Source organism: Pseudomonas sp. GW821-FHT01E10 (assembly GCF_059422365.1).
Map to the genome: position 1 here is coordinate 147,223 of NZ_JBWKWT010000005.1, position 18,428 is coordinate 165,650.

16 protein-coding genes are annotated in these 18,428 nt (G+C 60.0%); 8 read left to right on the forward strand and 8 right to left on the reverse strand.

Annotation, left to right across the window (positions count from 1 at the left end):
- The first annotated feature begins 14 nt into the window (after positions 1 to 14).
- The 4 genes from AC07V0_RS12030 (at position 15) to AC07V0_RS12045 (ending at position 3,312) form a co-directional block, all read left to right on the forward strand.
- Positions 15 to 1,040 carry a putative 2-aminoethylphosphonate ABC transporter substrate-binding protein gene (locus AC07V0_RS12030; RefSeq protein WP_086944388.1) on the forward strand — a complete coding sequence of 342 codons (1,026 nt, stop codon included), beginning with the start codon at positions 15 to 17 and terminating at the stop codon, positions 1,038 to 1,040.
- 61 nt (positions 1,041 to 1,101) lie between these two features.
- Positions 1,102 to 2,235 carry a TIGR03364 family FAD-dependent oxidoreductase gene (locus AC07V0_RS12035; RefSeq protein WP_086944389.1) on the forward strand — a complete coding sequence of 378 codons (1,134 nt, stop codon included), beginning with the start codon at positions 1,102 to 1,104 and terminating at the stop codon, positions 2,233 to 2,235.
- Positions 2,235 to 2,801 carry a phosphonate degradation HD-domain oxygenase gene (locus tag AC07V0_RS12040; protein ID WP_086944390.1) on the forward strand — a complete coding sequence of 189 codons (567 nt, stop codon included), beginning with the start codon at positions 2,235 to 2,237 and terminating at the stop codon, positions 2,799 to 2,801. Before AC07V0_RS12035 ends, AC07V0_RS12040 begins: the two co-directional genes overlap by 1 nt.
- Positions 2,802 to 2,886: 85 nt before the next feature.
- Positions 2,887 to 3,312, forward strand: coding sequence for a hypothetical protein (locus AC07V0_RS12045; RefSeq protein WP_064620988.1), 426 nt, complete (start codon positions 2,887 to 2,889; stop codon positions 3,310 to 3,312).
- Between the two features lie 10 nt (positions 3,313 to 3,322).
- Here AC07V0_RS12045 and AC07V0_RS12050 read toward each other — a convergent pair whose 3' ends face one another.
- Entirely contained in the window at positions 3,323 to 4,699 is a 1,377-nt protein-coding gene (locus AC07V0_RS12050; RefSeq protein ID WP_086944391.1) for a GTPase/DUF3482 domain-containing protein, read from the reverse strand.
- Positions 4,692 to 6,071, reverse strand: coding sequence for a DUF2868 domain-containing protein (locus AC07V0_RS12055; protein ID WP_086944392.1), 1,380 nt, complete (start codon positions 6,069 to 6,071; stop codon positions 4,692 to 4,694). The genes AC07V0_RS12050 and AC07V0_RS12055 overlap by 8 nt, the downstream gene beginning before the upstream one ends.
- An 85-nt stretch (positions 6,072 to 6,156) precedes the next feature.
- On the opposite strand from AC07V0_RS12055, the gene AC07V0_RS12060 reads away from it, so the two are divergent.
- Positions 6,157 to 6,669, forward strand: coding sequence for a dihydrofolate reductase (locus AC07V0_RS12060; RefSeq protein WP_086944393.1), 513 nt, complete (start codon positions 6,157 to 6,159; stop codon positions 6,667 to 6,669).
- Positions 6,670 to 6,713: 44 nt separating this feature from the next.
- Here the strand turns inward: AC07V0_RS12060 and AC07V0_RS12065 are convergent, their stop codons facing one another.
- Positions 6,714 to 8,105 carry an L-cystine transporter gene (locus tag AC07V0_RS12065; protein WP_192350804.1) on the reverse strand — a complete coding sequence of 464 codons (1,392 nt, stop codon included), beginning with the start codon at positions 8,103 to 8,105 and terminating at the stop codon, positions 6,714 to 6,716.
- Between the two features lie 238 nt (positions 8,106 to 8,343).
- Here AC07V0_RS12065 and AC07V0_RS12070 point away from each other — a divergent pair, with 238 nt between their 5' ends.
- Positions 8,344 to 9,411 carry an HAD family hydrolase gene (locus AC07V0_RS12070; RefSeq protein WP_018928673.1) on the forward strand — a complete coding sequence of 356 codons (1,068 nt, stop codon included), beginning with the start codon at positions 8,344 to 8,346 and terminating at the stop codon, positions 9,409 to 9,411.
- A 91-nt stretch (positions 9,412 to 9,502) separates the two neighbouring features.
- Here the strand turns inward: AC07V0_RS12070 and ilvD are convergent, their stop codons facing one another.
- From ilvD to AC07V0_RS12095, 5 genes are all read right to left on the reverse strand, one after another.
- Positions 9,503 to 11,344, reverse strand: coding sequence for a dihydroxy-acid dehydratase (ilvD, locus tag AC07V0_RS12075; RefSeq protein WP_018928674.1), 1,842 nt, complete (start codon positions 11,342 to 11,344; stop codon positions 9,503 to 9,505).
- 257 nt (positions 11,345 to 11,601) lie between these two features.
- A complete protein-coding gene (locus tag AC07V0_RS12080) occupies positions 11,602 to 12,822 on the reverse strand; it encodes an MFS transporter (protein WP_086944395.1) in 1,221 nt (406 codons plus the stop codon).
- Entirely contained in the window at positions 12,815 to 13,792 is a 978-nt protein-coding gene (locus tag AC07V0_RS12085; protein WP_086944396.1) for a diiron oxygenase, read from the reverse strand. Before AC07V0_RS12085 ends, AC07V0_RS12080 begins: the two co-directional genes overlap by 8 nt.
- Positions 13,789 to 14,868: a SagB family peptide dehydrogenase gene (locus tag AC07V0_RS12090; protein ID WP_086944397.1), complete on the reverse strand. Its 1,080-nt coding sequence runs from the start codon at positions 14,866 to 14,868 to the stop codon at positions 13,789 to 13,791. Before AC07V0_RS12090 ends, AC07V0_RS12085 begins: the two co-directional genes overlap by 4 nt.
- Before the next feature lie 440 nt (positions 14,869 to 15,308).
- Entirely contained in the window at positions 15,309 to 16,505 is a 1,197-nt protein-coding gene (locus AC07V0_RS12095; RefSeq protein WP_017341306.1) for a class I SAM-dependent rRNA methyltransferase, read from the reverse strand.
- A 232-nt stretch (positions 16,506 to 16,737) separates the two neighbouring features.
- Here AC07V0_RS12095 and AC07V0_RS12100 point away from each other — a divergent pair, with 232 nt between their 5' ends.
- Positions 16,738 to 17,550, forward strand: a complete 813-nt coding sequence (locus tag AC07V0_RS12100; protein ID WP_173861133.1) for an HDOD domain-containing protein — start codon at positions 16,738 to 16,740, stop codon at positions 17,548 to 17,550.
- 30 nt (positions 17,551 to 17,580) lie between these two features.
- Complete coding sequence (mutM, locus tag AC07V0_RS12105) at positions 17,581 to 18,393, forward strand: bifunctional DNA-formamidopyrimidine glycosylase/DNA-(apurinic or apyrimidinic site) lyase (RefSeq protein ID WP_018928680.1); 813 nt, start codon at positions 17,581 to 17,583, stop codon at positions 18,391 to 18,393.
- Positions 18,394 to 18,428: the final 35 nt, after the last annotated feature.

The following is an 18,428-nucleotide window of genomic DNA, read 5'->3' on the forward strand; positions in this document are numbered from 1 at the left end:
ACAGGAATTGCACCATGTTCAAGCCCTTGGCCCTGGCCGCTGCTGTCCTCACCGCTTTCAGCCTGAACGCCTTCGCTGCGAAAACCGAGTTGACGGTGTACACCGCCCTCGAAGCCGAACAACTGAAGACCTACAAAGAAGCCTTCGAGAAGGCCAACCCGGACGTCGAGATCAAGTGGGTGCGCGATTCCACCGGCATCATCACCGCCAAGCTACTGGCCGAAAAAGCTCGCCCGCAAGCCGACGCGGTGTGGGGTCTGGCGGCATCGAGCCTGGCGATCCTCGATCAGCAAGGCATGCTGCAAAGCTACGCGCCGAAGGACCTGGGCAAGATCGGCGGTAACTACCGTGATGTTGCCAACCCACCGGCCTGGGTCGGCATGGACGTGTGGGCGGCGACCATTTGCTTCAACACCGTCGAAGCCGAAAAGCAGGGGCTGAGCAAACCGGTCAGCTGGCAGGACCTGACCAAGCCTGAGTACAAAGGCAAGATCGTCATGCCCAACCCGGCCTCGTCCGGCACCGGTTTCCTCGACGTCAGCGCCTGGCTGCAAACCTTCGGCGAGAAGCAGGGCTGGCAGTACATGGACGACCTGCACCAGAACATCGGCCAGTACGTTCACTCCGGTTCCAAGCCGTGCAAGCTCGCCGCTGCCGGTGAATTCCCGATCGGTATTTCCTTCGAATACCCGGCTGTTCAACTGAAGCGCCAAGGCGCGCCGCTGGACATCATCCTGCCGAAAGAAGGCCTGGGCTGGGAGATCGAAGCGACTGCCGTGATCAAAGGCACCGCGCATGAAGAAGCAGCGAAGAAACTGGCCGACTTCTCTGCAAGCCCGGCGGCGATGGAGCTTTATAAAGAGAACTTCGCAGTGCTCGCACAACCGGGTATCGCCAAGCCACAGACCGAATTGCCGGCGGACTATGAGCAGCGCTTGATCAAGAACGACTTTGCCTGGGCCTCGAAGAATCGCGACGAGATCCTGACTGAATGGCGCAAGCGCTATGACGGCAAGTCCGAGAAAGTGGCTGCCAAGTAACTGACTCACACCTTGTGGCGAGGGAGCAAGCTCCCTCGCCACAAAAAGCGGGATTATCTTCATGACACACCACAGCGACATGCTGATCGTCGGCGCCGGCATTCTAGGCCTGTCCCACGCCTATGCCGCCGCCAGGCGCGGCCTCAAGGTCAAAGTCTTCGAGCGCAGCGCCACACCATTGGGCGCATCTGTACGCAACTTCGGTCAGGCACTGGTCACCGGCCAGCCACCAGGGCCGATGCTCGAATTGGCCAGGGCCAGTCGAGAAATCTGGGGCCGATGGGCAGAACTTGCCGGCCTGCACCTCAAGCGCAACGGCTCGTACCTGTTCGCGCGTACCGAAGCGGAAGAATACCTGCTGGAAGCCTTCTGCGCCGGGCGTGCCGTGGAGCACGGTTACCGTGTCGAGCTGTTGCGCGGCAACCCATTGCGGGATTTATACGGCGGTCAATTCAGCCATCACCGCGCCGCGTTGCACGGCATGGACGATCAACAGCTGTATTCCCGCGAGGCGATTCCGGCATTGATCGACTACCTGCGCCGTGAGTGGGGTGTCGAGTTTCACTTCTCCACCCTGGTGCGCGACATCGAGCCGGGCCGCTTGCACAGCACCGCCGGCACCTTCAGCGCCGAGCAGATCATCGTTTGCTCCGGCCACGATTATCAAACTTTGCTGGCCGAGCCGATTGCCGAACTCAACCCGCAAATCTGCCGCCTGCAAATGCTCCGCGCCCGGCCGCAGATCAACCTCAACCTGCAACACGCACTGCTCACCGGTCTGAGTTGCGTGCACTACGGCGCCTTCGCCGATCTGCCGGAAGCTGCGGCGGTACAGGCGCAAATTCTGCGCGAGGCGCCCCATCTGCATGAAAACGGCATTCACCTGCTGATCAGCCCGACACCGTACGGTGAGTTGATCATCGGCGACTCCCACCATTACGGCAGCGATCCATCACCGTTCAATGCCGAACAGGTGGACGACTGGATGCTCGAACTGGCCGAGCAGACGTTGGGCTGCAAAGTGCAAGTGGTCGAGCGTTGGCAGGGTGTTTACGGTTCACGCGGCCCCGGCCCGTTTTCTTTTCTGCGTCCGATGCCGGGTGTGAGCGTGGCGCTGATGCACTCCGGTGTCGGCATGAGCGTCGGGCCGGCGTTGGCGGAACGTAATGTCGCCAGCTTATTGGGAGACAGGTGATGGACCGCCATCAGAAAGTGATCGCCGAGGTGTTCGGTCTGTACGAACGGTTTGGCGATCACGACTACATCGGTGAACCGGTGTCGCAGATCGAGCACATGTCGCAAGCGGCCGAACTGGCGATGGCCGAGGGCTTCGATGATGAAGTGGTACTGGCGGCGTTCTTTCACGACATCGGGCATCTCTGTGCCGAGGGGGTCGAGAGCATGGGTGGCTTCGGGGTGGTCAGCCATGAGCGTTTGGGCGCTGATTATTTGCGTCGGGCCGGTTTCAGCGAACGCATGGCGCGGCTGGTGGAATATCACGTGCAGGCCAAGCGTTATCTGACGCTCAGAGAGCCTGGGTACTACGAGCGTTTGAGTGAAGCCAGTCGGCGGACGCTGGAGTATCAGGGTGGGGTGATGAGTGCTGAAGAGGCTGAGGCTTTTGAGCTCGATCCATTGTGCGAGGTCAGTCTGCGGATGCGTCAGTGGGATGAGTGCGCCAAGGACATGGACGTGCCGGTGATGGACCTCGACGTCTTGAAACGCAAGGCTGCGGGCCTGTTGTCCGGCGTTCTGCGCTGAGTTGTCTGACACACGATAGGGAATCGGTTTATGGATCAACGCGCGTCGAAGCATCAATCTGGCCTTTTCGCAAAGGAGCGCATGGATGCATTTTTTGAAAGTGATTGCACAGGATCGAAGCGGGAAGGGCTCGGCAGATACCGTCGTTTTCCAGTTCTTTGAAGGTGAACAGTTGCAGCGCGAGGCGACGGACGCGGATCGTCAACAGCTCAAGTCGTTTGGCAAGACGTACTTGAAATGCGCCTGGTATAACGCGGATGAAGCTGAGGAGCGGCACTTGCGCATCTTCTCGCAGAATCCATCCGCTGACGGTACGCCTGAGACGGTACGACTGCATTTTCATGACGGACCGAGGATTGCCTACAAGGCTGCGGTCCGCGATCTGGATAACGATGGGGTTTTTGAGTGGGTGTTGAGCTCGGATGTGGACAATGACGGGCGAGCGAACAGGACCGATCGTAGCCGTGTGAAGGCATTGGCCAAAGAGTTTCTGAAACTGGATTGGCGCTGACGATCGTTGGTTAGAGCTGCTGCGCCAACACCTCAACCTGCTCCTGCCGCTCCGCCTGATTCACCTTCGAATGAGGATTGAGCGACGACCACAGCGGATGTGCCCGCGCCTTGTTCAGCGCTTCCGGCAGTTTGCCTTCGCGCCAGGTTTTGTCCTGTGGTGTGGCGACCTGAATGCTGTCCATCGCCGCGTGCCCGCGCTGGTTCAGGGCTTGCAACAGTTGTCGCTGACGCAGGGCCAACAACCGCAGCACGCTGTCGTCGACAGTCAGTTCTCGCTGGCCCTTGATCTTGCCCAGCAGGCGGCTGCCGTAACTGCGGGCGGTTTGCAGGGCGCCGCCGGCAATCGCTCCGGCCAGTGCCGCCGCGCCGAGGGTCAGGCCGCCCACCAGCAAATCGACGCCGGCCCCGGCCGCCGCGCCAGCCGCGATGCCACCGCCGACTCGCACACCGAGCTGCTTCAGGGTTTCCGGGTTGAACAGGTCATCGCCCCAGCGGCCATCGAGCAGCGGCAGGTCACTGGCCGCCGCGTCCTGTGGGCGGAAGGCGTAGAGCTTGAGCAAGGCTTCGACGCAACGTTGTTCACGCTGACGCACCGCTTTGCGCAGTTCGCTGATCGCTTGCTGTTCCTGCTCCGCCTCGCTGGCGACACTGCGGCGGCAGGCGGCGCAATCGATCAATAAATCGGCAATCAACTGCGCTGCACTCTGCTGACGGGCCAGGCGTTGGGCCTGCTGATCGGCGATCAGGCGTTCCAATTGTTCGCGGGAGTTTTCCAGCAGCAGCGCGAGGCTTTCATACAGTCGGCGTTCGCCATCTTCCGGCGGCGCGACGCTGTCGAACCGCACCAAGGCATGCAAGCCCAACCGCGCCAGGGCTTCACGCCAATCCGGTTCGCGCTGCTGGGCGCTGCTGACAAAATTCAGCACTGGCAGCAGCGGTTTGCCGCAACTGGCCAGCACTTGCAGTTCGTCGCGGTACTTGGCCAGCACTGGCTCCCGAGCGTCGATCACATAGAGGCCGGCGTCGGAGGCGAGCAATTGTCGCAACACCTTGGCTTCCTGTTCGAAGCGCTGCCGGGCTTCGCTGCCCTCAAGGAAGCGCGCCAGCCGCGCCGGGCCGTCGAGGCGTTCACCGGGTCGCTCCAGGCGCTCGAGGTAGTCGAGCAGGGCGATGGCATCTTCCAGGCCCGGCGTGTCGAACAGATCGAGCAACGGCTCGCCGTCTACCGACAATCGCGCGCCTTCGACGTGGCGCGTGGTGCTGGGGCGATGGGAGACTTCGCCGAAGCCGACATCCCGCGTCAGCGTTCGCAGTAACGAGGTTTTGCCGACGTTGGTGTGGCCGACCACGGCGAGTTTCAATGGCCGTTTCCAGGCATCAGTCATGACCCGTCTCCAGCCAGCTCAACGGCGCGCAATCGGCGAATGGCAAGTCCAGTTGTTGCAGCGCAACGTGCCAGTCGCCCAGGCGTTCGGCATCCAGCGCTTCGCCGGGCGGCGCTTGCAGCAACCACACGCGGGTGGCGGTGGCGCTGCGAGCCAGTTCGGCAATCAGCGCGAGGCTGCCACGGTCCGGCGAACGCCGTGGATCGCAGGCGATGGCCAGGCGGGCCGGGGGAAAGCGACTCAGCTGTTCGAGCAGTTTGTGCCGGGATTCGCGGCTGTCGAGGATGCCGGCGTCGTTGACGCTTTTCGGCAGCTGCGGCGGCCAGGGGCGTTGATCGTCCAGCTCGATGGCCACCAACAGTGCGCCATCGCTTTGCAGATCGCTGGCCGCGTTTTCAACCCGGTGAAGTTGCTCAGGCGCGGCATCGCTAATACCCAGGCGTTCGCTGGTGGGCATCAGCCGTTCGCGCAGTTGGGCGTAGCCGGGCAGGTTCAAGTCCAGATGCAAGGCTGCCTGGCCGGTTTTCCAGCGCCACCGGCAGAACAATGCGAGCAGCAAACGCGGTAACACGCCGTACACCAGCAGCACGCCCACCAGCCACGCCGCCCAAGCCTGGCGGGCGCTTTCGATGTTCAGCGCGGCATCGCCGCTGGCGCGGATCATCTCCACGCTGGGCACACTTAAACCGAGCAAGGCCGGCAGGGCGCCGAGGGCCTGGGTCATGGCGACGAAGGTGTCGGCGCCGAGAATGGTGGTCTCCCAGACGAAGCCATAGCGCCGGGTCGCCATCAGCGTCAGCAGCATCACCAAGGCACTGAGCATCGCCAACAACCACAAGCCGTTGACCAGCACACCCAGCGCCCACCGATTGAGTTTCTGCCGTTGCAGTAACAGCAGCAGGGCTGGCGCCAGTTGCGCGGCGTTGGCATCGCGGGCGAGTTTTTCACTGAGCCACAACCACAAGCGTCCGAGAGCGGCGCCCTGTTCGCCGGCGAACACAAGGCCCAGGGCCCAGCTCAATAGCAGAATCAGGTTCAGCCCCAGCAGGCTGCCCAAGGCCCAGAACACATTGACCGGGGACTGGCCGTCGCCCAGCGCGGCAAACGCCAGGCCGGCGCCACTGATCACGGCCAGCACGGCGAGCACGATCAACGCCAGTCGCGCGCCTTGCAGCCAGTGTTTGAGGGCGCGGGTCTGCCCGTCGCGCTCGGCCAGCCACCGGGCGCGGCATTGAATACGCGTCGGCAGGTCGCCGCCGGCGCTACGGGCGACTCGGTTGGCTTCCAGATCATCCAGGGGGCCGGCGTGTTCTTCACGCAGGCGTATGGTTTCGCTCAGCCAGAGGTTTTGCAGGGGCGTCAGTTCAGTCACGCGGCATCCCGTCGCTTCATTGAGCGATGAGCATAACCGCTGTGACGCTTATCGGGGTAAGGGAGGCTCTGGTATCCTCGCCGGCATGACTAAATCACTCCCCCTCAGCCTGATCGCAGCCCTCGGTGAAAACCGTGTGATCGGCGTCGACAACAGCATGCCCTGGCACTTGCCGGGGGACTTCAAATACTTCAAGGCCACCACCCTCGGCAAGCCGATCATCATGGGGCGCAAGACCTGGGATTCCCTCGGTCGTCCGCTGCCGGGCCGGTTGAACATCGTGGTCAGTCGCCAGGCGGATCTGCAGCTGGAAGGCGCGGAGGTTTATCCGTCACTGGAGACGGCCGTGGTTCGCGCCGAGGAATGGGCGCTGGAGCAGGGTGCCAATGAGTTGATGTTGATTGGTGGTGCGCAGTTGTATGCGCAAGGTCTGGAGCAGGCCGATCGGCTATACCTGACGCGCGTGGCGCTGAGCCCGGAAGGGGATGCGTGGTTTCCGGAGTTTGATGTGAACCAGTGGAAGCTGGTGTCGAATGTTCCGAATCCGGCAGAAGGCGACAAACCGGCGTATAGCTTTGAGGTTTGGGAGAAGGCCTGAGCGCATCGCGGGCAAGCCCGCGATAGCGATCCATCAGGCGCCAATCAAGCCTGAGCCAACGCCCCATGCTCATCTGCGTCCAACAGCGCTTTATCCGTCTGCTGCATGATCTGGCTGGTGATCGCCCCAGCGGTGATCGAGCCACTGACGTTCAACGCCGTGCGACCCATGTCGATCAGCGGTTCAACGGAAATCAGCAACGCCACCAGTGACACCGGCAAACCCATGGCCGGCAACACGATCAGCGCGGCGAAGGTTGCACCGCCACCAACCCCGGCCACCCCGGCCGAACTCAGCGTCACAATCGCCACCAACGTCGCGATCCACAGCGGGTCCAGCGGGTTGATGCCCACGGTTGGCGCAACCATCACCGCCAGCATTGCCGGGTACAGACCGGCACAGCCGTTCTGGCCAATGGTCGCGCCAAACGAGGCAGCGAAACTGGCGATGGACTGTGGAATACCCAAACGGCTGGTCTGGGCTTCGATGCTCAGCGGAATGGTGGCGGCGCTGGAGCGGCTGGTGAAGGCGAACGTCAGCACTGGCCAGATCTTGCGGAAGAAGCGCAACGGGTTGATCCCGGCGGCCGACACCAGCACGCCATGGATCACAAACATCAGGCCCAGGCCGATGTACGACACCACCACGAAACTGCCGAGCTTGATGATGTCTTGCAGGTTGGAGCCGGCGACCACTTTGGTCATCAGCGCCAACACGCCGTATGGGGTCAGCTTCATCACCAGGCGCACCAGACGCATCACCCAGGCTTGCAGGGTGTCGATGGCGTTGATCACTTTCTGACCTTTCTCGACATCATCCTTGAGCAGTTGCAGCGCCGCGACCCCAAGGAATGCGGCGAAGATCACCACACTGATGATCGACGTCGGTTTGGCGCGAGCGAGGTCGGCGAACGGGTTCTGCGGGATGAACGACAACAACAGTTGCGGCACATTCAGGTCGGCGACCTTGCCCGCATAGTCGGTCTGGATGGTTTGCAGACGCGCCATTTCCTGGGTGCCGGCGACCAGACCTTCGGCGGTGAGGCCGAACAGGTTGGTCAGGCCGATACCGATCAGCGCCGCGATGGCGGTGGTGAACAGCAGCGTGCCGATGGTCAGGAAGCTGATCTTGCCCAGCGACGAAGCGTTGTGCAGACGGGCCACGGCACTGAGGATCGAGGCGAACACCAGCGGGATCACGATCATCTGCAGCAACTGCACGTAACCATTGCCCACCAGATCGAACCAACCGATCGAAGCTTTCAACACCGGGTTGCCCGCACCATAAATCGTGTGCAGGGCGATACCGAATACCACGCCCAGCACCAGCGCCAGCAACACCTTTTTCGCCAGGCTCCAGGTGGTGTGACGGGTTTGCGCCAGGCCAAAGAGCAAGGCGAGGAATACCAGCAGATTGAGGATCAGCGGCAGATTCATAGAGGCTCCATAGACTTGTGCCAGCCACCTTCGTGTGTGACTGCGAACCGGTGAGCCTAACAGCTTGATATGTAATGATTTAATATCAAAAACAGCGGTCAACTGTCGTTTTTGGAATAAGCCAATGCCGCTATAAGGAATGCCGCTGACGGAATCAGGATGCAAGCGGTCGCGGGCAGGCGAGGACTGTCACACTTATTTGTTAGCGTCGATTTCTTTGAACCGGGGAGAAACGCCGATGAAGCTTGCACCGAAATTTCTTGCTGCTGCACTTGGATTGGGTTTGAGTCTTGGCCTTGCCGGCCAGGCGTTCGCTACCGACCTGAAGCACTGGCCAGCGGATCAGGCCAAGGCGCTGGACGCGATGATCGCGGCCAATGCCAACAAGGGTAACTTCGCGGTGTTCGACATGGACAACACCAGTTACCGCTACGACCTCGAAGAGTCATTGTTGCCGTTCATGGAAAACAAGGGCCTGATCACCCGCGAGAGCCTCGACCCCTCGCTGAAACTGATCCCGTTCAAAGACACCGCCGACCACAAGGAGAGCCTGTTCAGCTACTACTATCGTCTCTGCGAAATCGACGACATGGTCTGCTATCCATGGGTCGCCCAAGTGTTTTCCGGCTTCACGCTTCAAGAGCTCAAGGGCTACGTCGATGAGCTGATGGCGTCTGGCAAACCGGTGCCGAGCACTTATTACGACGGCGATGTGGTCAAGACCATCGACGTCCAGCCGCCGAAAGTCTTCACCGGCCAGGCCGAGCTCTACAACAAGCTGATGGAAAATGGCATTGAGGTCTACGTGATGACCGCTGCCTCCGAAGAATTGGTGCGCATGGTCGCTGCCGATCCGAAGTACGGCTACAACGTCAAACCGCAGAACGTGATCGGTGTGACCACGATGCTCAAGGACCGCAAGACTGGTGAACTGACCACGGCGCGTAAGCAGATCACTGCGGGCAAGTATGACGAGAAGGCCAACCTTGGCCTCGAGTTGACCCCGTACCTGTGGACTCCGGCAACCTGGATGGCCGGCAAGCAAGCGGCGATCCTGACCTACATCGATGAATGGAAAAAACCGGTCCTGGTGGGTGGTGATACGCCGAGCAGCGACGGTTACATGCTGTTCCACAGCGTCGACGTGTCCAAGGGCGGCATCCATTTGTGGGTCAACCGCAAAGACAAGTACATGACCCAGATTAACGGCATGATGGCCAAGCACGCAGCGGCCCAGGCGAAAGAAGGGTTGGCGGTGACGGCGGACAAGAACTGGGTGATCGTCAAACCGGAAGAGATTCAATAAGCGCTGTGATCTCGTTCCCACGCTCTGCGTGGGAACGATCAAAAAAATGCCCCGCACTTGGCGGGGCATTTTTTTGTTCGACGGTTAAGTATTACAGCCCGTCGAGCATCGCTTTGTTACGCACGGCACCCTTGTCGGCGCTGGTCGCCAACAGGGCATAGGCTTTCAGAGCGGTGGTCACTTTACGTGGACGCTTTTCCACCGGCTTCCAGCCTTTCTTGTCCTGCTCGACCCGGCGCGCGGCCAGTTCTTCGTCGCTGACCAACAGGTTGATCGAGCGGTTCGGAATGTCGATCAGGACCTTGTCGCCGTCCTGCACCAGACCAATCGCGCCACCGGCAGCGGCTTCTGGCGAAGCGTGGCCGATGGACAGGCCCGAAGTGCCGCCGGAGAAACGGCCGTCGGTCAGCAGGGCGCAGGCTTTGCCCAGGCCTTTGGATTTCAGGTAAGAGGTCGGGTAGAGCATTTCCTGCATGCCCGGGCCGCCTTTCGGGCCTTCGTAACGAATGATCACGATGTCGCCAGCCTTCACTTCGTCGGCGAGGATGCCGCGTACGGCGCTGTCCTGGCTTTCGAAGATCTTCGCGTTGCCTTCGAAGACGTGGATCGACTCGTCGACACCGGCGGTTTTCACCACGCAACCGTCCAGCGCGATGTTGCCGTACAGAACGGCCAGGCCGCCTTCTTTCGAGTAAGCGTGTTCGACACTGCGGATGCAGCCGTTTTCACGGTCGTCGTCCAGGGTTTCCCAGCGGGTCGACTGGCTGAACGCGGTTTGCGTCGGGATGCCCGCCGGGCCAGCCTTGAAGAAGTGATGCACCGCTTCGTCGTTGGTCTGGGTGATGTCCCACTTGGCGATACCTTCGGCCATGGTCTTGCTGTGTACGGTCGGCAGGTCGGTGTGCAACAGGCCGCCACGGGCCAGGGAGCCGAGGATGCTGAAGATCCCGCCGGCGCGGTGCACGTCTTCCATGTGGTACTTCTGGATGTTCGGCGCGACCTTGCACAGTTGCGGTACATGGCGGGAGAGGCGGTCGATGTCGCGCAGGTCGAAATCGATCTCGGCTTCCTGGGCCGCGGCCAGCAAGTGCAGGATGGTGTTGGTGGAACCGCCCATGGCGATGTCCAGGGTCATGGCGTTTTCGAACGCCTTGAAGTTGGCGATGTTGCGCGGCAACACCGACTCGTCGTTCTCGCCGTAGTAACGCTTGCACAGCTCGACGATGGTGCGGCCGGCTTGCAGGAACAGCTGTTCGCGGTCGCTGTGGGTGGCCAGGGTCGAACCGTTGCCCGGCAATGCGAGACCCAGGGCTTCGGTCAGGCAGTTCATCGAGTTGGCGGTGAACATGCCGGAGCAGGAGCCACAAGTAGGGCAGGCGCTACGCTCGTACTCGGCGACCTTCTCGTCAGAGGCGCTGGAGTCGGCGGCGATCACCATGGCGTCGACCAGGTCGAGACCGTGGCTGGCCAGTTTGGTCTTGCCGGCTTCCATCGGGCCGCCGGACACGAAGATTACCGGGATGTTCAGGCGCAAGGCGGCCATCAGCATGCCAGGGGTGATCTTGTCGCAGTTGGAAATGCAGACAATGGCGTCGGCGCAGTGGGCGTTGACCATGTATTCGACGGAGTCGGCGATGATCTCGCGGCTCGGCAGCGAATAGAGCATGCCGTCGTGGCCCATGGCAATGCCGTCATCCACGGCGATGGTGTTGAATTCTTTGGCTACACCGCCGGCCCGTTCGATTTCACGTGCGACCAGTTGACCCAGATCCTTCAGGTGCACATGGCCCGGTACGAATTGGGTAAAGGAGTTGGCAATAGCGATGATCGGCTTCTTGAAGTCGTCATCTTTCATCCCCGTGGCGCGCCACAGTGCGCGAGCACCGGCCATGTTGCGACCGTGGGTGGATGTTTTCGAGCGGTAATCAGGCATGGAGCACTCCGGGCGGCAAATCAGGTATCAAAAGGGAAGTGAGCTTCTATTGACGTCTGGAACACTCAGAAATGGCCGTGTGTCCGGAAGTTGCCGATAACTTTGCGGGATCGCCGCGCGCCTCAGCTTGAGCTCATAAACCCGCCGGGGGATGACTGGCGATGAATCTCGCGATTCTACACCGCTGGCGTCAGGAGGGAATGCCGGAAAACGTTGATCCAGTGCTGACGGGGCGTGTGGGATGACGACTGGCAGGATTATTCGACGCTTGGGCTGGCTCCCGGGCTCTTGGCTCGGCTATGGATACGACTGTTGAGTACCAGCGCCACGCTGCTCAGGATGATAAAGCTGTATCCCAGCGTGGATTGCAGGTTGGCCGGGCTCAGGCTGATGAGCGCACTGATCAACCCGCCACAGATGAAAATCACCGTACTGCCGGCCGACGCCGAAGTTCCCGCATTTTCAGGGAACAGGCTCATGGCTTTGGACGTGGCGGCCGGTCGGGCAATGGTGGTGCCGGCGGTACAGATGAGCATCGGTACCAGGACGGTGATCGGGGACAACGCAAAGTGGCTTGAGAGGTAAAGCATGATCAGGCCGGACAGCAGGATCAGGCTCAGCCCGCTGATGACTTGATGGCCGGGACTGAGACGTTTACCCAGCAGCGTCGCAACCATGCCGCCGATAATGTAGGCGCCGCCGTATGCCAGCAGGACCAGGGAGAAGTCATAGGCCGATAGCTGCAGTCGATCCATGAAAATCAGCGGCGAAATCACGATGAAGGAAAAATGGCAGGCGAAAGCAAAGGCTGAAATCAGCCAGTAGGACAGAAAGTCGACATCGCACAAGACCCGGCGGTAGGGCTGGAAGATATTCGATAGCGCCCTGGTTGCCGCAGGCCGAGTGTTTTCGAGAAAAAAACAGGCCTTGAGCAGTACTATTCCAGCCAGTGCGATAAACACCACAAAGCTGCCCTGCCAGCCCAGCGTGGCTTGCAGGAACGTGCCGGCCAACGGTGAGACCGAGATGAAAACGCCGGTGGCAGTCACCATCAGGATCCGCAAGCGGTCACGCTCCTCGCCCTCGAACAGGTCCTGGATCAATGCTTGTGACAGCACGAAACACCCGCAGCCGAGTGCCTGAATCACACGGAACAACAGGAAGTGAACATAGTCCGTGGTCAGCGTGCAGCCCACTGCACCCAGCATCGAGATGGTTATTCCAGCGAGCAACAGTCCTTTGCGCCCGATCACATCCGACAGCGGCCCGATCAGCAGTTGGGAGACCGCTATGCCGACGGCAAACAGACTGATCGACAGCGCAATGTCGGCGGGTGTGCTGCGAAAGTGTTCGGCGAGCGCCGGGAAAGAGGGCAGCAGGACATCCAGCGGGAACACGCCAAGCAGTACCATGGCCAACAAAAGGCTGACCGCCCCCCGACGTTGTTTGACGGTCGCCGCGGATTGTCCTTCAGCCATCGATAAGCCCTGCCTTCATGAACAGTTGCTGGTTGGAGGGCAGGTCGAAGAAACCAGCCTTTTTTAACGCCTGAAGCGTTGCGCCAGCACCGGATCGCGCCCGTTGATGGGTGGCTTGGGGGCTGGTCAGTCCGCCAAGAATTTCCGTGATGGAGGTCTCGCCAAGACCCGCGCTGAGCAGGCTTTCGCGCATCCATCGCTCATCGGCTTCGAAGAACATCCGGATGATGTCCAGCAGCGCTTTGGCGACAAACGTGCGTTGAGGGCTGTTCAGCGTCAGCCACAGGTAATGGAACACTTCAGAGAAATAGCGACTATGGCGCGCCTCGTCCGCCAGATGATCCCTGAGCATTGCCTGGACGCTGGAAACCAGGTCGTTACGGCAGACATCGAGCAGTTCCTTGGCAATGATCGTCTCCGACACGAACCCGACGAGGAACCAGGCCAGCGCCCTGTATCTTTCCGGGGCGCCGTCAAGCAGGGCGTTCAATCGCATGATGCGGTGGGGCATGACCGGACGTCGGCTGATCCCGTAGAAACTGGCTACTTGCTCGGCAAGGCTGTTGGAAAACAGGGCGTGATAACCCTCGTCGGTATAAAGCTGAAGCGCGGCGGTCTTCATTCGTGCGGGAATGTGGACGTTCAGTTCATCATGGATGATGGTTTCCACGGAGCGGTTGACGATGCGGTGCTCAAGCAAGGTGGTGTAGTCGAGGAAGTACACCAGATGACTGGCCGACAACCGATGGATGACGGTTTGACCTGCCGCCTGGATGGCCGGGTGAGTCAGGTAAGCCAGGAAGCCTGGAGGAAACCAGTGGCGCGTTTCCAGTTGCTGTTCCAGGTCTGGTGGTAATAGATAGTCGTGTTCGCTGGTGCGCACTGACGCACGGGTATTCCAGTCGCCCAGGGTGTAACGATGAGCCCAGGACACGGGCTGCTCCAACGGGGCAATGATGGGAGTGGTCATTGTTGCGGCTCCCGACTGCTCAGAAGATCTTTCAATTCCTTGCACATCACTTGTCCGTCGCTGTAGCCACAGCCGACAAAAAACAAAGGTTGTTCCGCGCTGTTCTCGATCCCCAGCAAGACCTCGACCTGATCATCGGCCAGCGCCCCCGTCAGCCAGGTGTTCAACCCCAGTGCAGTGGCCACCAGTTGGAATGTTTGCGAGATATGCCCTGCTTCCACGAAGGCCATTCGGTAGGCTCGCGAGTGTTCATATTTCCACCACAGCTTGTCGAACCGACTGGTGATGAACAGGCCCACGGGCAGGTTGTTGATGAAGTGCTGTCCACACAGCAACTGCCCCAGTGGTGAGTCAGGTGTCGGGTTGACGAAACTCAAGGCGTGGTCGGTGGGGTGATAGGCGTAGAGCCCGGGTTTCAGGCCGCTGACGTTGTGTACATGAAGAAAGCCTTCGCAGGCATTCAGCCCGCCACCGGATGGGCTGCTGCGCCGGGCATCGAGACCTTCGACAAGGGTTTCGTCGACATCGTTTTCGCGCTCATGCAAGTAGCCAAGGGACAGGTAAAGCAGCGTGCCGATAGCTTCCAGTGAAACTGCTGCGTCCGTGAAGGTGCGGCAGGTTTTTCGGCCGATCAGGACGTTGGCAAGAGACCCTTCCGGCAGGCAGGAAGGCTTTGGCAGGCCAATCAGCTCCCGCGCCTGGCGTTCTGTGGGCCGGTTGCTCGGCGCAGGAGCGGCCAGCACTTCGGTGCAGTGGTCCAGGTAGTGTCTGGACCATTCATGAATATCCTGAGGGATATGTTCGCAGGGGATGTTTTTGGTACCGATATGGAATATCTTCGACAGTTCATCCCAGCCCCATTCAACAGTACCTTGTATTGATGTTGTCAGTATTCCTGCGTTCAGGAGTTGAGTGTCAACTATGTTGCTGTCGTTATAAAGTTCGGGGTTGTTGATTAGTTGCGTAAGTCTGCTTGAGTACTCAAGGCTTAGTTCAAATTGTTTGTGATTTTTGTAATCCCAGACTATTTGGCCAGGAGTGCGAGGAAGTATGAATAAATATGGGTTTATCTGCATGGTGGGGCGGTTCGCTCTGGACGGGTGCCATAGAACACGCTGGGTAGCCGGCACTCCCCAGCGTCTCATTTACTTAGCGGGCTTTTGGTGCAACCAGAAAAGCCAGGTTGGCGATTTTGTTAGCTTCCAGAGTAATTGCTTTCATGTTGTTGACTCCTTGTCATTTGATAGTGAGTGTCACTTCGAGGTGACAACTCAATCATAGGCTTTAATAGGCTCTTATCAAGGGGGGATTAAGTAGGAATATTCCAGTAATTTTGTCGGAGCGGTCTTGGGGTTGGAGAAAGTTTGTAAGTTATATTCTTTCAAATCAAATGTGCAGGGAAACGTCCTGCAAGTTTGTAGGACTGCAAGAGTAAGACGATGGGGCGGGAGAGGAGATGTCGCGGCGTCAGAATGGCTGACGGAGAGCCTGTCGGCTCCCCGTCAAACCGGCGTACTCAGCTGTTTGGCAGCAGACGGCAGGTAATGCTCTTGATGTAGCGGGTTTCGGCAATGGCTGGGTGAACCGGGTGATCCGGGCCTTGTCCGCCGCGCTCCAGCATCTGGATGTTGCGGTCCAGGTGACGGGCGCTGGTCAGCAGGATGTTCTGCAAATCGTCTTCCGGCAGGTGCATCGAGCACGATGCGCTGACCAGGATGCCGTCCTTGCTGAGCAGGCGCATGGCTTGTTCGTTCAGGCGACGGTAGGCACCTTCACCGTTTTTCATGTCTTTCTTGCGTTTGATGAATGCAGGAGGGTCGGCCACGATGACGTCGAAACGTTCTTCGCTGGCTTTCAGCTCTTTGAGGGCTTCGAACACGTCGCCTTCAATGCAGGTCATTTTTTCGGCGAAACCGTTCAGTGCGGCGTTGCGCTCGACGCCGTCGAGGGCGAAGGCCGACGCATCGACGCAGAACACTTCACTGGCGCCGAAGGCGGCCGCTTGCACGCCCCAGCCGCCGATGTAGCTGTACAAGTCCAGCACGCGTTTGCCTTTGGCATAAGGTGCCAGACGCGCGCGGTTCATGCGGTGGTCATAGAACCAGCCGGTTTTCTGGCCCTGGATGACCGGCGCTTCGAACTTCACGCCGTTTTCTTCCAGCGCCACCCACTCCGGCACCAGGCCGAACACGGTTTCGACGTAACGGTTGAGGCCTTCGGCGTCACGGGCTGCGGAGTCGTTCTTGAACAGGATGCCGCTTGGCTTGAGCACTTGGGTCAGGGCCGCGATCACGTCATCTTTGTGAGCTTCCATGGTCGCCGAAGCGATCTGGACCACCAGGATGTCGCCGAAACGGTCGACCACCAGGCCTGGCAGCAGGTCGGAGTCGCCGTAGACCAGACGATAGAACGGCTTGTCGAACAGGCGATCGCGCAGCGACAGGGCGACGTTCAGGCGATGCACCAGCAGCGATTTGTCCAGCGGCAACTTGATGTCGCGCGACAGCAGGCGGGCGCAGATCAGATTGTTCGGGCTCATGGCAACGATGCCCAGCGGCTTGCCGCCGGCGGCTTCGAGGATCGCCTGATCGCCAGCCTTGAAGCCGTGCAATGGGGTGGCGGCTACATCGATTTCGTTGCTGTAGACCCACAGGTGACCGTTGCGCAGGCGTCGGTCGGCGTTGGCTTTGAGGCGCAGGCTAGGCAGGGACATGACGTCGCTCCGGAAAAAAGAGCGGGAGTATAGCGTGTTGAGGGAGTGGCGGGTTTGACGGACGATGAAACGCGCATGGCGCCATCGCGGGCCCGCACACATATGGATTGAGTTTGACTGGCTGTCGGATCGATCTTTTTAAGGGTTAGAATCCCCGCCTGACCCGGAGTGCGTACTTATGTCCCAAGAGCTGTCTTCTGAACAGATTCAACAGTCCCTGCAAGGCATCAGTGTGCCGGCCCAGCCGCAGATCATGGTGGATCTGCAGATGGAGCAATATATGCCCGACCCGGACCTGGAGGTGATCGCCAAACTGATCTCCCAGGATCCAGGCCTTTCGGGCGCCTTGTTGAAAATCGTCAATTCGCCGTACTACGGCTTGAGTAACAAGATCACCGCGATCCAGCGTGCAGTAAACCTGTTGGGCAGTCGTTCGATCATCAACCTGATCAACGCGCAGTCGATCAAGGGCGAGCTGAACGACGAGACCATCGTCACCCTTAACCGTTTCTGGGACACGGCGCAGGACGTGGCGATGACCTGCCTGAGCCTGGCCAAGCGCGTCGGTGTCCAGGCTGGCGATGAAGCTTATGCGCTGGGCCTGTTCCACGATTGCGGCATTCCGCTGATGCTCAAGAAATTCCCCGATTACATGAAAGTGCTGGAGCAGGCCTATGCCAACGCCAGCGTCGAATGCCGCGTGGTGGATACCGAGAACAAGCACTACAACACCAACCACGCCGTGGTCGGGTATTACACCGCCAAGTCCTGGCGTCTGCCGGAACATGTCACCCAGGCCATTGCCAACCATCACAATGCCCTGGCCATTTTCAGCGATGAGTCATGCCGCAATACGCCGCTGAAAAACCTGCTGGCAATCCTGAAGATGGCCGAGCACATTTGCGCCTCCTATCGGGTGTTGGGCAACCAGGCCGAAGACCACGAATGGAACAATGTCGGGCATCTGGTGCTCGATTACATCGGTCTATCGGAATACGATTTCGAAACCCAGAAACAAGAAATTCGCGACCTCGCCACACGTTGAGTGTCGAACCTCGCCTGATTCGAGAGCCCCATGCCAGAACTGCCGGAAGTCGAAACCACCCGCCGCGGAATTGCACCGCACCTGGAAGGCCAGCGCGTCAGCCGGGTGATCGTGCGTGAGCGCCGTCTGCGCTGGCCGATCCCCGAAGACCTGGATGTGCGGCTGTCGGGCCAGCGCATCGTGCTGGTGGAACGGCGGGCCAAGTATTTACTGATCAATGCCGAAGTCGGCACGTTGATCAGCCATTTGGGCATGTCGGGGAATCTGCGGCTGGTGGAAGCTGGCTTGCCGGCGGCCAAGCATGAGCATGTGGACATCGAGCTGGAATCGGGCCTGGCCCTGCGTTACACGGACCCGCGTCGGTTCGGGGCGATGCTCTGGAGTCTGGACCCGCTGAATCACGAACTGCTGGTTCGCCTGGGGCCGGAGCCGTTGACCGATCTGTTCGATGGCGAGCGTCTGTTCCAGCTGTCCCGCGGGCGATCCATGGCGGTCAAGCCGTTCATCATGGACAACGCGGTGGTGGTTGGCGTCGGCAATATCTACGCGACCGAAGCGCTGTTTGCTGCCGGCATCGACCCGCGCCGCGAGGCCAAGAGCATTTCCCGGGGGCGTTATTTGAAGCTGGCGATCGAGATCAAGCGCATCCTGGCGCTCGCCATCGAACGGGGCGGCACCACGTTGCGGGATTTTATCGGCGGCGACGGCCAGCCGGGGTACTTCCAGCAGGAGCTGTTCGTGTACGGGCGTGGTGGTGAACACTGCAAGGTCTGTGGCACGGGGCTGCGGGAAGTCAAACTCGGGCAGCGCGCCAGTGTCTTTTGTCCGCGCTGTCAGAGCTGATATCGGCTACGGTCTATAGTCAGTGTTCTCACTGC